Source organism: Stenotrophomonas sp. YJH_SMC_119, assembly GCF_059368315.1.
Map to the genome: position 1 here is coordinate 14,562 of NZ_JCAFRP010000015.1, position 13,755 is coordinate 28,316.

Here is a 13,755-nt window from a genome sequence, read left to right on the forward strand (position 1 = left end):
CTCATTCCGAGTCCACCTTCGCCAGCTTCATCACCCACGACGGCACCTCAGGTTCACCGGCGTAGAAGTCCTTCGGTTTCTTCTCCGCCATCGCCCAGCGGTGCAGCCAGCTCGGGCCGTAGCGACCGCTGTAGCCCTCGGCGCCCCGCGCATAGGCCGGGTCACGCATCGCTTCGTCCAGCGAAATGAAGCGATAGCCGCGCCGCTTCGTCGCCGCCACCAGTTCGGCGAACGTGGCTGCATTGAGTTCGTTCGCATGCATCAGCCAGACCTGCGGCAGCGCGTAGCCCAGCAGCGCCTGGGATTGCTTCTCGTAGTAGTCCAGCTTGTTCAGCATGTACGGCACATAGCCCTTGCGCAGCTGCGCCAGCGTCGCCTCGCGCGCCGGGGAATCCGGCTGCTCGTTCATCACGTTGGCATAGGCGAACGCCCACACCCACTCGCCGTTGTCGACCGTCACCGGTGCCACGCGGTAGCCATGCTGCTTGAAGAACACGTCCATCTCCGCGCGTTCTTCCGGCGTGCGCCCGGCACGAAGATAGGGGTGACGCATCCATTGCGGCTTCAGCCCGCGCTCGGCCAGCAACGGCCGCAGCACCGCCTCGCCACGCAGGAAATCCTGCTGGAACGCAGGCACGCCCTTGGCGTTCAGGTCCATGTGCGAGTAGGTGTGGTTGCCCAGCACATAACCGGCGTCCAGCCAGTCGCGCAGCATCTGCACCCGCGCCGGCTGCACCTGCCCATCGATCTCAAGCTTGTTCTCGTTGACGAAGCCAACTACCGGCACACCCGCCTGGTGCAGCTGCGTCATCAGCGCTTCGTGCCGCGCCTGAAGATCCGGCGGAACGATCTCGTCCACCCGCGCCCAGGGCAGGTCGTCGATAGTCACCGCGATCCGGCGATCCACTTCAGCGGCGTGTACCGCCAACGAGCAGAGCAGTAGCGGTACAGCAGGCAGCAACCAACGCATCAGCACATCCTTGCAGGAGCGAAGCGCAGACTGTAGCGCGATTGCGGGCGCGTGGTCGGTCACACACCCCTCAGGGGCTGGGCGACTGCACCTGACGTTCGCGCACGATCGCCCGCCACAGCATGAATCCTGCAGCCATTGCCACCAGCATCAACGCGACCAGCACCAGGGCAAGGTCATCGGGATTGCGCAGCAGCGGCGCATGCTCATGGGTGAGGATCTCGAACACCACCTGCTGCGACTGTGCCAGCGGCAGCCGGCCCTGCTCGCCCAGTTCCACCAGGCACGCCGCCGGAGACAGCTTGGCCACGCTGGTCCATGCCATGTCGTACAGATGCAATGCCCTGAGGGCCAGCGCCAGGATCGCGGCGTGCAGGGCCATCACCCCCCAGTTGGCGCGTCGCAGGCGTTCGGACAGACGCCCCAGGCGGTAGACGCTGATCGACATCGCGCCCAGCAACGCCAGTACCACGCCCGCCATCGGAATCCACTGCAACGGTTGCCATGGTGCAAGCGCAGCGGACCGCGCCAGCAGCTGTTCTGCAACCTGCATGCGCGCGACAGGATCAGGCCCACCGCATGCGTCATCCACCGGCTCAAGCAGCAGCCCCACGCGGTAATGGAAGAAGCCGGCTGCAAGGGCTACCGCCAGCAGCGCCACCACCTGCAGTGCCAGCAGAATCGGGCCAGGACCACAGATACGACAGAAGCGGGCAGCAGCAGAGACCATCGGTTCATCCGTGACAACAAAGGACCATCCTAACCAAGCGCCCTGTGCTTGTCGGCTGGCGGATACGACAACCGCCGCGTGGTCCCGGTAGGATGTGGATGAGCATGGATGGTCGCATGTAGAGGTGTTGTGGATGGTCACGCTGTATCTGTGGGTGCGAACGCTGCTTCCGCTGCTGGCGTTCGTGATCGCGTGGATGCTGCTGTCGCGCCTGATCAAGGCCCGCGTGGCGCGCCTTCCACGGGTGCCCTTGAATCTGCCCGAGCACAGCAGCAGCCCGCGCAGGAAGGACCGGCGCATCTACGCGCGCAAGCTGCGGCGCAAACCGGGCCTGCGCACCGCAACGCGCCCGGCCACCGCGCCCCGCAGCTGGAACCTCGCGGCGGTGTTCGTTTCGTTCTCTGCGTTGATTGCCGCCGTGCTGGTCATGCCGGATGGCGCGCGCTTCCAGGTGCTGGTCGAGAGCCTTACGGGCTACCCGGCCACGATTGCCGAAGTACATGTTCCCGCTGCCGGGCAGCCCCTCGTGCTGCAGGCGTGGCAGCCCGCACTGGCGCAGCTGTCACGGCCGGTAACAATGCGCTACCCGATCGGGCGCACGGGCGGCCAGCATGACGCGCGCGCCACGCTACCGGTACAGGTGAGGCATCAGAGTGATCGGCTGCAGGTAGCTACGGCCGCGCCGGTGGATTCCGAGCTACTACGTGCAGAGCTTGCGCGCTTGGCGGGGCTGCCGACGGAGGCAATCACCGTCCGCCAGAGCGAGATCTCACCATGGCTGGAAGCCGGCTGGATGCCGCTGGATGGCATGTAGATGCCGGGCCAGGCCAGGCTGCTGTTGCAGTAGATCCACGCCATGCGTGGATGGGCACCGTGCGGGGTCGAGCACGGCTCGACTCTACAGATCAGGCCCCGCGCGGCAGCTTCGCGGCCCACATGTTGTCCACCAGATTCGGATAACGCCGCCCATTCTCTTCCGCCCGCTGCCGCGCCGCATCCTTCTGCGCAGGCGACAGCGGCTGCGAGGTCTGGCCCTTGGGATTGGGCTTCTTCCACGGGGGTGTCTTGGTCTGGCGCATTGCCGCAGCTTACCGCTTCAGGAAGTTCAGCAGCGCCAGATTGAAGTGGTCCGCATGGCTGGTATTGCACCCATGTGGTGCGCCTTCCAGGATCACCACTTCGCTGCCCGGAATGGCCCGGTGCGTGCGCTGGCCAGAACCTTCAAACGGCACGATGGCATCGCTGTCACCGTGCAGGATCAGGGTTGGCACCGTGATCTTCTTCAGATCGTCGCGGAAGTCGGTAGTGGCAAACGCCTGCATGCAACCCAGCGCCGCCGTCTGGTCGGATTGATGGCAAAGCGCGATTGCGGCCTGGCGCTCATCCTCGGTCACCATCAGCTTGCCATTGGCACTGAAGAAATCGCGGGTGAAGCCATCGAAGAAGGCTTCGCGGTCCTTCTCCAGACCGCTGCGCATTTCATCGGCCTTCTCCTGGGTGAGCGGACCTTCCGGATTGTCGTCACTACGCAGCAGGAACGGCGGCACCGCCGCAGCAAACACCACGCTGTGCAGGCGCGCCTGCCCGTGATTGGCCACATACCGCGCCACCTCGCCGCCGCCCATCGAGAAGCCGACCAGGGTGACGTCGCGCAGGTCACGCTCCTCGATCACCCCGGCCAGGTCCGCCGCCAGCGTGTCGTAGTCGTAGCCCTCGGCGGGCTTGTCGGAACGGCCGAAGCCACGCCGGTCGTAGCTGATCACCCGGTGTTGGGCGTCGCGGAGGATCGACACCTGCGTCTTCCATGCGTCGGCGGACAGCGGCCAACCGTGAATCAGAATGACCGGGCGGCCGTCGCCACCAGTGTCTTCAACGTGCAGGCGGACGCGGGAAGCAGGCATGGAACCTCCTGTGGAAGGGGAGGATTTCAGGCTACGGGCCGGCCCCTATCGCGACCGTGATGGAATCGCCGGCCGCCATGACATCCCCTGCACAGACCACGGCCCCGACGCTGGAGCCGAGCCGCCAATGCGGGCATTCACTCCATGGAACGGCCGTTTCGTCGGACGCCGGCTGCAGCGCCCCGAACGCCATGCGAGCCTGCGTGAACCGTCCTTGGAGCTTCGCCATGCTGCTGCTCACCCTGCCCCTGCTGGCCGCCGGCCTCGCCGCCGCACCCGCGCCCTCCGATGACCTGCGCGAGCAGATCCGCCAGGCCGACACCCAGCTGTTCGCCGCCGCCTTCGAGGCCTGCGATGCCGACAAGGCCGCCGCGATGACCACCCAGGACATGGAGTTCTTCCATGACAAGGATGGCAAGTCGGCCAGCAATCGCGAGGACTTCCGTCGCAGCGTGGCCAACATGTGCAGCAATGGGCGCAAGGGCGGCTGGAGCCTGCGCCGCGAGCGGGTGGAGTCTTCGTTGCAGGTGTTCCCGCTACACGACGAGCGGGCGCTGGAAATCGGCGACCACCGCTTCCATGAACGCGGCAAGTACGGCGTGGAGCGCTGGGTGGGCCAGGCCCGCTTCATCCAGGTCTGGCGTCGCGTGGACGGGCGCTGGTTGGCCGAGCGGGTGATCAGCTATGACCATCGGCCGGCAGACTGACTTCGCGGGCCGGATCTATACTTGGGGGGTTCACCCACGACCCACCGCTACCGTTCGATGGCCATGGCCGAGATCACCCCCAACCACCCCGACTATGGCCTCAACCAGCAGATCCGCCAGGGCGTGGCCGCACTGGATGCCCAGCACGGCCGTGCGTTCGACCAGACCAGCGAACGCCTGACCGCCAGCCTGACCGTGCTGGCCCGCGAGCAGGGCCTGCAGCAGGTCGACCACGTGCTGGTCAGCAACGCCACGGCCAATCATCCGGCCGGGCACAACGTCTTCGTCGTGCAGGGCGACCCGGCCAATCCGGCGCACCTGCGCGCGATGATGCCGACGGCTGTGGCGGCGCAGACGCCGGTGGAGCAATCGATGCAGAAGCTGGGGCTGGGTGTGCAGCCGCAGGTCGAGGTGCAGGCGCAGGAAATGCAGAATCCTGCGCCGCGGCTGGGGTAAGCAGGCGCGGAAGCGGTTTCTCTCCCGCTATTTGAACTCTGAAACGAGCAGGCCTTCCCGCTTCAGGACGTCTCTGGCCTGGGTGACATAGCTGCTCACCGTCAGTCGATCCAACGGAAGCATCTCGCCGTGCTTCTTCGCCGGCAGCAACCTTCCCGCCTGCTGAAGACGGAATGCCTCGTGGTCCTTCTGGATGTTGATGGATGACACCTTTCCATGGACCTTCAGCAGCTCCAGCACGCACACATGGAAGACCTGTGGCCTGCATTGTGAGATGAACTCCTCAATGGACATCTTCGGGTCGACGAAGTACGGCTTGAACCGTTTGAAGAGCCCCTTCCTTGCACCGTCCTCCAGGTTCTTGATGTAGGCATCCAGCGGAACGTCGATGTTCGAGAGATCATGGATGTACTGGTTCCTGATCTCCGCAACGGCCTTGAACATCGATTTCTGTTCACTGTCGATGATGTTCATCTTGCGCAGAAAATTGATCCTCACTTCCTGCGGGAGATTGCTGATCACATCGAATATCAGCGGCTCGCGCAGGGCATCGACGACGGCCCGCGTGAAAACGGCCTCGACGAGCTGCGCCAGCTTCGAGATGAAGCTCCACGAGTCTTCTTCTTTGTAGAGCGCTACGGCGAATCCCTTCGGTATCGCCAGCTCTTTGTTCAACCTTTCAAATGCGAGCTCGACGAACGCGGTATACGTACTCATTGGATAGCCTCCCCTGGAAGGCTGAAGACGCTACATGTACCGCCCCACTGCAACAAGCGCTGCCCCTGCTTTTGCAACACTTCCTAGTCCAGCGTCATGCGAGCCGCATAAATGGATGAGGCCCGCTCCACGGCCGACGGCCGAGGACACGGGCCTCGTCAATCCAGCGCGAATGCTTACAGCTGGATGCGCGCCACGCTCTCGTCAGCGCCCTTGTCATCCTTCTCGCCGTTCTTGATGCTCACGAACAACACGTTGTTCTTCGCATCCAGCGCCAGGCTGTTCGGGTGGGTCGGCACGGCGTAGGTGGCCACCTTCTGGTAGCTGTCGCTGTTGTATGCGGTCACGGTACCGGCTTCGCGGTTGGTCACGTACAGGCGCTTGCGCGGTGCATCCAGCAGGATGCCCAGCGGCCCGGCATCGGTCGGGATGCTGGCCAGTTCCTTGCCGGTGCCGCGGTCGAGCACCAGCACGCGCTGGCCCGGGTGCTTGCTGACCAGGCCGCTGCTCTTGGCCTGGTAGCCACGCAGGAATTCCGAGCCCTGGTCGGTCACGAACAGGCGCTTGCCGGCCGGGTCCAGCGCGATGTTCATCGGCTGCTCGGCGGCGATCCTATGCTGCGCCACCACCTTGTTCGAATCGGTGCCCACCACCACCAGGTCGGCCAGCAGGTTGCTGGTGTAGACGCGCTTGTTGGGCGCATCCAGTGCGAGGCCCGGCGCCTTGGCATTGCCCAGGCCATCAATGGTGTTGATCACCTTCAGCGTGGTGGTATCGATCACGAACAGCACGCTGCTCACGTCCGGCTGGCTGCTGTGGCCGGTCACGTACAGGCGGTTGGCGGCGCTGTCGACCACCAGCTCGCGCAGGTCGTGGGTGTAAGCGGCCTTGCCGTCCTTGCCGGTCTTCTTTTCCATCAGCTGGATGGTGCCGACCGCCTTGTTCTGCGCGGTGTCGACCACGGTCACCGAGAGGTCCACGGTGTTGCCCACGTACAGGCGGTTGTGGGCGTCATCCAGCACCACGCCGAAGGCTTTGCGCTCCAGCGGAATGCGGGTTTCCACGGCCAGCGTGGCCGGGTTCAGGCGCAGAACCTGGGCCGGGCCGGCGTCATCGCCGAAACCGCCGGAGGAGGCCACGAACACGGCGTTCTGCTTCGGGCTGTAGGCCAGCTCGTACAGGCCCTTGGCCACGGCCTGGCGCTGCACGGCGGCGGTAGCACTGGCGGCGGGTGCGTTGTCGGCGAACGCCGAGGGCACGCCGAGGCTGAGCGAAACGGCAACGGCCAGCGCGGCCGAGCGGAAGAGAGGATTACGGAACATGCGAGCGTCCTTGAATGGGCACGGGAAGGTGTCCTGGCTCGCTGGGCCGTACTGCGACGGCCCGCCCCGCATCTGTCTGCGCGGGGTGGGCTGGCTGGGGTTGCGGGGGAATGGTAGCAGGTGGGGGGCGTGGCGTGCGCCGGCGCGGGCATGGCTAACGCTCGACCTCGATGCTGCGCCCGCCGCTATGCCATCCGTGGGCCGTGGCTCTGCTGAAGCTGCTGCTCCTCCTGCAGGCGCTGCGCGTCTCGCTGCGGCTCATTCTGCTGCAACTGCGCGACCCGATCGAACGAGGCCTCCACCGGTGCCTGCGCAGCCACCTCCGCCGGCATGCTGGCGCGCTGGTGTGCCGGGTCACTGCGGTCCCCCTGCACGATGAACAGCTTCGGTGCGGTATCACCGCGCTGCTCGCCCAGCACCATCTCGTCCACGCGCGAGAACTGCTGCTCCTTCGACAGCGCGAGCAGGCTGGCACTGACATTGCCGTTGCGCGCCCCGAAAGCGCCGAGGTCGGCCACCTGCTGGTGGATCTGGTTGAGGCGGGCATGATCGTCGTGCGCCGGGTCTGCGGGCGTGCCGCTTGCCGCGAGGGTGCTGTTGCCGCGCCACTGCTCGCCGTTCTCGGTGAACATCCACTCGCGGAAGGTCTGCTTCGGCATCGGGTTCCACTGCACCTTGTCCAGTTCGCTGCCCTTCACCTGCTGCGGAATGGCGTTGACCGCGCGGATGTTGTCCAGGACCCTGGTAGCGCCCTCGTAGTTGCTGATCTCGCCGGCCAGCCCGACCGGGCGCAGCCCAGCGTGGTTCAGGGCACCCCAAGCGAAATCGGTGCACGCGTTGGAGAAGAAGTCGTATTCCATGTCGAAGCCGTGCTTCTTCGGGTCTGCGGAGAACTCGAGGATGCGGTCGTACTGCTCCTTGCTGATCTCGATCGTGCGCTCGAAGCGGGGTTTGTCGTAGACCAACACATCCATGTCATCGACTTTGCCCCTGTTCGGCTCGTCCTTGGTGCCTGCGTGGGTGAAACCCATGCTCTCCGGGAAGGGTTCACCCGAACGGCGCAGCGACAGGAACATGTGCCCCGCGAACGATGGCTCCAGCAGAAACCTGTTTCCCTCAGCATCACGGCCGTAGCGCGGCGTGCCGGGGGCCGCCAGATGAATGGTTACGCTGTAGCGTTCGGCATCGTCCTTGTGCATGTCTACTTTCCTAGTGATTGGTAGCCAACGATCAGTTCTGCTTTCAGGCCTTCCAGCCGGGGCCGATCCTCCACAAGGTCCACCCGCAGAACGTAGCGCCCGGGTGCAATGCCTCCGACCTGCGCCAACTGCAACGTGCGATAGAGCACCTCTTCAGAGTACAACCCGGCCTCGGCCAAGCTGTTGATGTCCACGCTCCCCGTCGTCAGGTCTGTTACCACGCCATCCTCCCCGATTTTCTGAGAATCGCGTCCATCGCGAGTACGCTGCCAGAGCTGCACAGGACCAGGTGCACCGCCATCAATACGCTCCAGGCGCAGCCGCGTTGGCAGCCGTCCCAGCGTGATCTTCTCCGACGCATCCAGCAGCCGTCGGGCGTCGGTATCCTGCAGCCGCAGCCCGATGTTCAGGATCGGAATGGCCGGCTTCTGGGGTGCCGGCAAATCAAACGTGACCTCGGCAATCCGACCGGCCTTCTGCAACTGCACGGCCCGCGTGAACGGCACAACCGTGCGCGCCTCGGCCTGTGCGCGCGTCAGCAGGGGCGGCGCAACCTCCGGCGCTGGTGACGCACGGCATGCCGCCAGCGCGCCCAGCACCGCCAGTAACACCAGCCTCCGCCGCAGTGACCGCGTCATTGCTCCTTCAACCGCAGCGAATCGGCCACATCGGTCTTGGCCGCCACCTCGGTGGCGATGCTGGCGCGGCGGTGCCCTGGGTCGTTGCGGTCGCCCTGCACGATGAAGATGCTCTCGGCGGCATGACTGCTTTTTGTCGGCCGGCTGAGCAGCACGTGGTCCACGCGGGAGAGATTGTTCTGCTTGGCCAGCACCAGCAGACTGGCGCTGATGCGCTGGCTGGCCGCATCGAACGGGCGGCCATGCGCAGCGTCCAGCTCGGCCACTTTCTGGATCAGCTGCGAGAACAGGCGATGGTCCGGATGTGAGGGGTCCAGCAGCGTGCCAGCCACTTCAATCGGCGTCGGCGGCGGCTCATCACTGGCACGGTCGCCCTGGCAATGATGTTCGGCCTCGCGCTCGGGCATCGCATGGTGGGTTTCGGCATTCAGATCGCTGCCCGGGAACGGCGCAGCAATGCACTGGATTTCCGGCAGGTTGAACAGCACCGCGAACTCGCCCAGGTTGCTGCCGCCATCCAGCGGCGCCGGCAGCGGATGCAGGCCGGCGTAGTGCAGCGCCGCCCAGACGAAATCGCTGCAGCGGTTGATGGTGGCCGGGCGATCCACGTCGAATTCGAACTCGGCCGGCTCCTCGGCGAAATCACGCAGGCAGCCGTAGTGCTCCTCGGTGATTTCCACGGTGCGGCTGTAGTACGGGTCCAGATGTTCGTCGGCATCATCGTGGCGCACCTGCGCGTACTGCGCGCCGGTGGCGGCTTCGCCCGGCGCGTGGCGCGGTGGTGCGAAGCCGTAGCTGTGGGCCTCGTCGCCCGCGGCTACCTGCAGGTACATATGGCCGCGCGGCGAGATACCTCCACTCTTCAGTGGAGTGCCGGGCGCGGCCAGGTACAGCGTTGCGGTGTAGCGTGTTGCCTGCTCCATGCCTGTTCAGCCTTGATGGGTGCTGCGGTCCTGGCCGGATGATGGCATAGGTGGGATGGGGGGTAGGTGGAGGACAAAGTTGGGACCACGACTGGCATGCTGAATGTGTGAACCAGCCAGCAATCCAAGAAGCTGACTGCTTCGCTACTTGGGCCTGCGCAGGTAGGCAATCAGCAGTTCGGGGTGATACGGATCAAGCTGCGTCAGAGGCGAATGCAGTTGCACTTCAACCCGGTATCGGCCCGGCGAGGGATTGCGTGCCCATGCGAAGGCCAGCTGTGCGTAGGTATCACCGGGTCGTTCCAGCCCAGCATTCTGCAGCGCCAGTACGTCAGCATCGTCCAGCCACGCGCGGGTTACTCGACCATCGGCGGGGATGGGAATCGTCCGGGCAGGTTCCCCGATGATCGACTCCAGCCGGAGCAACGGCACGTCCTTCCATCCACCCGATTCCAGGCGCGCCATGGAGACGTTGGCCTGGAGCCCGGATGCCTGAACATCGACCAGTGCCTCCAGTGCCGCGACGTCGTCCGTACGATTGACCCGAATGCCGATCATGAGCGTTGGAGAGGAATTCCTGCTGGGAACATCCACATCGAATTCCACTGCCAATGGTTCATCCATTGACGAGGTGGGCATGGCGCGCACAAGCGGCACCAGATCCGGACGATGGGCCTCTGCTATCGAGCCTGCGTCGCGAGCCGCCTCGGGTCGGCACCCCGTAGCCAGAAGAACGAGCAGTCCAGCGAGCATGCAGATCCGGCGCTTTCCTTGTGGCTTCATCTTCGGTCCTTTTCGCAGGTCGCCCAGTGCAGCTCACACGTTGATCATCCCGCGCTGGCCGCACGAATCTGGATGTCGTGCTGCACCCGCTGGTCTTCCAGCTGCTGATCCATCTGATTCGCAAGCGCACGCTGATGCGCTTCACGGCTGACAGAGTCGAACTGCTGCAGTGACTCTTCCACTGATGTCTGCGCCGCCATCTCGGTCGGCATCGCAGCGCGCTGATGTGCCGGATTGCTTGGCTCACCCTGTACCACGAACAGCATGTGCCCAGCTGGGTGTTCGCGCGTAGCGTTGCTCACCAGCACATGGTCCACCCGATCCAGGTCGTTGTCCTTGGCCAGTACGAGAAGGCTGGCGGTCATGCGTTCGCTGACTTCATCGAAGCTGCGGCCGTGTTTGGCGTCCAGCGCTTCCACGCCCTCGCGGATCTGCTGATACAGCGCGTGATCGGGGTGACCGGGCTGCGTGGGGTCCTGCAGCGCCCGGTTCGGGCCCGATGCCTCATCCGGAGCGGGTACGGGAGCGGCCGGCTCAGGGCTTGGCGCTATCGTGGGCTCGGCAGGAACAGTGACAGCCGCAGTGACTGGCTCGTGGTCACCCAACGGAGCCGGTTCGGGCTCTGGCACGTGTTGTGCCGCTTCCTGCTCAAAAGGCCATGGATCGCGCGCAGGCTCAGCAGGCAGCGGCTCCTTGAAGGGCACCGCCTCAACCTCCTGTACTGCCACGTCCAACTTTGGACTGGGAGCAACCTCGGGCGCAGCCATCCGCTCCGGCTCCGATGCCTGCTCTGTGCGCTGCGTGGGCATCATCTGCGTTGCCGCATCCAGCGGCGCGGCGGTATGTGGCGTCACGCGCTCAGGTACGGCCGGGTGCGCCTGCATAGTCCCTGTGGGCTCCGGTGTCTGTGAGGCGGTACGGTTTTCGGTGGGCGCCTCGTTGTTTGGATGGGGCTGAGGTTGGGGCTCAGCCTCACGCCGCGGCAGATCGCGCTGCTCGGCGTGCCGCTGAGGCGCGGGCTTATCCTCTGGGGCGGGCGGTGGCGGTGGCGTGACCGCTTCCGCTGGCAGCGCCGCCGCAACCGCTGCAGGCGCGATGGGCTGCGCAGTGGCCGGCTCTTCCGGCCGCACTTCCACGCTCACCTTCTGCTCAGATGGCTTGTCGCCATGTGCCACCTGCGCGGCCGCTCGTGCAGCCTGCCCAGCATCCACCTGCGCAGCCCCCTGCCGATTGGCCTCCTGCAGTGCCTGCCGGTAAGCCTCCTGCTCACCCGCCGACAGCGCGGCAATGCGCAGCTCGGGCGAGTCCGGCACCGGCGCTTGCTCATTGGCACGCGCCCGCACCTCATTCCATGCAGCCTGCAGCTCCAGCGTACTGGTGGTCGCGACGGCGCGCGCCACGCCATCCTCGCCTACCTGGTAATGGGTGATGGGTCGGGAGGCGCCGGCGTTGCCCTCGGCTACAGGCCCCAGCTCCTGCAGCGTGGCCCCGGTTATGCCGTGCTGCTCGCGCGTGCGCGACGTGGCCAGCGCAATGGCCTGCTCCCACGCTGGTGACAGCGCAACGCCCGCAGCGTAGTAACTGTGGCGCAGCTCGTTCTGGTTCACTTCTACCGCAGACGGCAGCGGTCGCGCGTCCAATGCGGCAATGGTCTGGTTGAACTGATCGAGCGATGGCTGCTGGATGGTGCGGGTCAGCTCCAACTCCAGCGCCATGTTGCCCTGCGCGATCTGGCCAGCGTGGTGCCATTGCCCTGCTTCGTCGCGCTGGTAAAGATGGCTGTCGGAGCCCTGAACGGCGTCGGGCCTGGCACGGGCCTGCTCCACCGCCTCCGGCACCAGCGGCACGAAGTCGCTGGCACGGGTAGCGGCGTAGGTCTCCAGATAGCTGGCGGCAATGGCGGCCTTGCCGTTGGCGATGTTGTTCTCGATGCGCTGCACCGCCTCGCGATTCAACTCTTCGGCGCGCTCGGGGGTGGCGGTCTGCGTCTCGTACACCCCCCGGTCGTTAACGCCGGACACGCCAATCTTGACCTGCCGCGTCCACTGCTCGGTCTGCGCATCGCGGTGCCAGTTGGGATTGTCCAGACGCCCCTCGCCGTCCCGCGCCGGGATGCTGAAAGGATCCTGCGGCGGCGGCGCCTTGCCCAGCGCCAGCTCTACCGCTTTTACGTGGGCGTATGCGCCCAGCTCGCGGGCCTTCTCGTAACTGGCACCCACACTGCGCTCAGCCGGATTGCCCAGGCCGTCGCCTGTGCTGTCCATAACCGCCTGGCGCTGCCAGTTGCGGCCATCGAACTGCCATGTGACATCGGCCTTGTCGGTCTGCCTGTAGACGGCGCGGTTGTCGAGCAGATCGGCGCCCTTGTCGAACGCCTTGCTCATCAGCAGCGCATCGCCCGCGACGATGGCCGCAGGGACGAAGCTGGACGTGCCGATCACCGATGCCGTGGCCATGCCACCGATCCAGCCACCGCCGTTGCGTGCCAGAGCGTGGGTGAGCTCGGATTGGGCGGCGGTGCCGTTGCCCGCTTCCAGCAGCTGTGAGGTGCGACGGGCGGTAATGACAGCGTCGGCGCCGGATGCGAGCAGGCCGCCGGAGCGGATCAGTTGGCTGGTGGAGGCTTCGCCGAGGAGGATGCTGGTAGTTGCAAATCCTCGCTGACCTTGCGGAACGCGCAATGGGTCTGCCGCTTCCTTACCCAGAGCATTCTCAACTATCAGGACTCCCTCTGAGGATATGCTCAGCCTGCCACCGTGGTAGGCGCTGGAGATTGCCTCCGAAAGGCCTTGACGCTGCAACTCCGCTCCACCTCCACGTGTTAACGGATTGGGAGATGACTGAATGTGCCGGAGCGTGGCCACTACACGATGCTCCGAATGAGTAACACCCGCCCAGCCGCTATCGATCGGCGTGAAGCTCCTAAGCTGTTGAAGCTGGGGAGCGTTCAACTGGCCATAACGGGCTTCGTTGAAGAAGAAGCTCTGAACCTGTGGCCGAATATCGTCAGGCTTTAGACCATAGGGAGCGTTGGTGTAGAGATCACCATTGATCAGGCCGACCCGTACCGTGTCGCGCAGTGCCTCTACCCGCCCGGAAATCCGCGCCTGTGCCGCAGCGTCTCCGTTGAACGCGGCCACTCCGTCGGACGTCTGCTCCAAGCGACGCAAACGTTGTAGGAGGCCGATCTGATAGTCGGCGATAGGGCCACCACTGTGCGGAGTGATTCCCAGCGTTTGAGCAAACGCCGGATCAGCCGGGAGAAAGATCCGATTCTCCGGGGCGTGGATATCAAAATGACCGGAGTCGGCGAGCATCCTGAGCAGTGGGCTACGCGCTAGCGTACGCTGCTCGATCGCGTGATGGTCTTGAAAGTCAGGTCCGTTGCGAGGCATCGATCAGGCTCCTT

At 65.1% G+C, this 13,755-nt stretch carries 14 protein-coding genes; 3 read left to right on the plus strand and 11 right to left on the minus strand.

The genetic code is table 11. The features are described 5' to 3' along the window. Position 1 precedes the first annotated feature (1 nt). Positions 2 to 970, minus strand: coding sequence for a polysaccharide deacetylase family protein (locus tag AC5P6S_RS18150; protein ID WP_099561777.1), 969 nt, complete (start codon positions 968 to 970; stop codon positions 2 to 4). 70 nt (positions 971 to 1,040) lie between these two features. Beyond that, the gene (locus AC5P6S_RS18155) at positions 1,041 to 1,700 is read right to left on the minus strand and encodes a hypothetical protein (RefSeq protein WP_060380823.1); all 660 of its coding nucleotides are present in this window, start codon (positions 1,698 to 1,700) and stop codon (positions 1,041 to 1,043) included. Between the two features lie 133 nt (positions 1,701 to 1,833). Here AC5P6S_RS18155 and AC5P6S_RS18160 point away from each other — a divergent pair, with 133 nt between their 5' ends. Further along, positions 1,834 to 2,514, plus strand: coding sequence for a hypothetical protein (locus tag AC5P6S_RS18160; RefSeq protein WP_049417855.1), 681 nt, complete (start codon positions 1,834 to 1,836; stop codon positions 2,512 to 2,514). Between the two features lie 91 nt (positions 2,515 to 2,605). On the opposite strand, the gene AC5P6S_RS18165 is transcribed toward AC5P6S_RS18160, so the two are convergent. After that, positions 2,606 to 2,779 carry a hypothetical protein gene (locus AC5P6S_RS18165; RefSeq protein WP_005407864.1) on the minus strand — a complete coding sequence of 58 codons (174 nt, stop codon included), beginning with the start codon at positions 2,777 to 2,779 and terminating at the stop codon, positions 2,606 to 2,608. Between the two features lie 9 nt (positions 2,780 to 2,788). Further along, positions 2,789 to 3,601 (minus strand): alpha/beta fold hydrolase, encoded by an 813-nt coding sequence (locus AC5P6S_RS18170; protein ID WP_495204701.1) that lies wholly within the window; start codon positions 3,599 to 3,601, stop codon positions 2,789 to 2,791. Positions 3,602 to 3,828: 227 nt separating this feature from the next. Here AC5P6S_RS18170 and AC5P6S_RS18175 point away from each other — a divergent pair, with 227 nt between their 5' ends. After that, complete coding sequence (locus tag AC5P6S_RS18175) at positions 3,829 to 4,308, plus strand: DUF4440 domain-containing protein (protein WP_049459192.1); 480 nt, start codon at positions 3,829 to 3,831, stop codon at positions 4,306 to 4,308. 63 nt (positions 4,309 to 4,371) lie between these two features. Continuing rightward, positions 4,372 to 4,764, plus strand: coding sequence for an XVIPCD domain-containing protein (locus AC5P6S_RS18180; protein ID WP_495204702.1), 393 nt, complete (start codon positions 4,372 to 4,374; stop codon positions 4,762 to 4,764). Between the two features lie 27 nt (positions 4,765 to 4,791). On the opposite strand, the gene AC5P6S_RS18185 is transcribed toward AC5P6S_RS18180, so the two are convergent. The 7 genes from AC5P6S_RS18185 to AC5P6S_RS18215 form a co-directional block, all read right to left on the minus strand. Beyond that, a complete protein-coding gene (locus tag AC5P6S_RS18185) occupies positions 4,792 to 5,481 on the minus strand; it encodes a hypothetical protein (RefSeq protein WP_012478981.1) in 690 nt (229 codons plus the stop codon). Positions 5,482 to 5,657: 176 nt separating this feature from the next. Beyond that, positions 5,658 to 6,803, minus strand: a complete 1,146-nt coding sequence (locus AC5P6S_RS18190; RefSeq protein ID WP_483723810.1) for a YncE family protein — start codon at positions 6,801 to 6,803, stop codon at positions 5,658 to 5,660. Between the two features lie 185 nt (positions 6,804 to 6,988). After that, positions 6,989 to 8,002, minus strand: a complete 1,014-nt coding sequence (locus tag AC5P6S_RS18195; protein WP_323157401.1) for an XVIPCD domain-containing protein — start codon at positions 8,000 to 8,002, stop codon at positions 6,989 to 6,991. 2 nt (positions 8,003 to 8,004) lie between these two features. Further along, positions 8,005 to 8,640 (minus strand): hypothetical protein, encoded by a 636-nt coding sequence (locus AC5P6S_RS18200; protein WP_495204703.1) that lies wholly within the window; start codon positions 8,638 to 8,640, stop codon positions 8,005 to 8,007. Further along, the gene (locus AC5P6S_RS18205; protein ID WP_495204704.1) at positions 8,637 to 9,563 is read right to left on the minus strand and encodes an XVIPCD domain-containing protein; all 927 of its coding nucleotides are present in this window, start codon (positions 9,561 to 9,563) and stop codon (positions 8,637 to 8,639) included. The genes AC5P6S_RS18200 and AC5P6S_RS18205 overlap by 4 nt, the downstream gene beginning before the upstream one ends. 144 nt (positions 9,564 to 9,707) lie before the next feature. After that, on the minus strand, positions 9,708 to 10,346 hold the full coding sequence (locus AC5P6S_RS18210) for a hypothetical protein (protein WP_241876335.1): 639 nt from the start codon (positions 10,344 to 10,346) through the stop codon (positions 9,708 to 9,710). Positions 10,347 to 10,390: 44 nt separating this feature from the next. Then, complete coding sequence (locus AC5P6S_RS18215) at positions 10,391 to 13,741, minus strand: XVIPCD domain-containing protein (RefSeq protein ID WP_495204705.1); 3,351 nt, start codon at positions 13,739 to 13,741, stop codon at positions 10,391 to 10,393. Between the last annotated feature and the right edge of the window lie 14 nt (positions 13,742 to 13,755).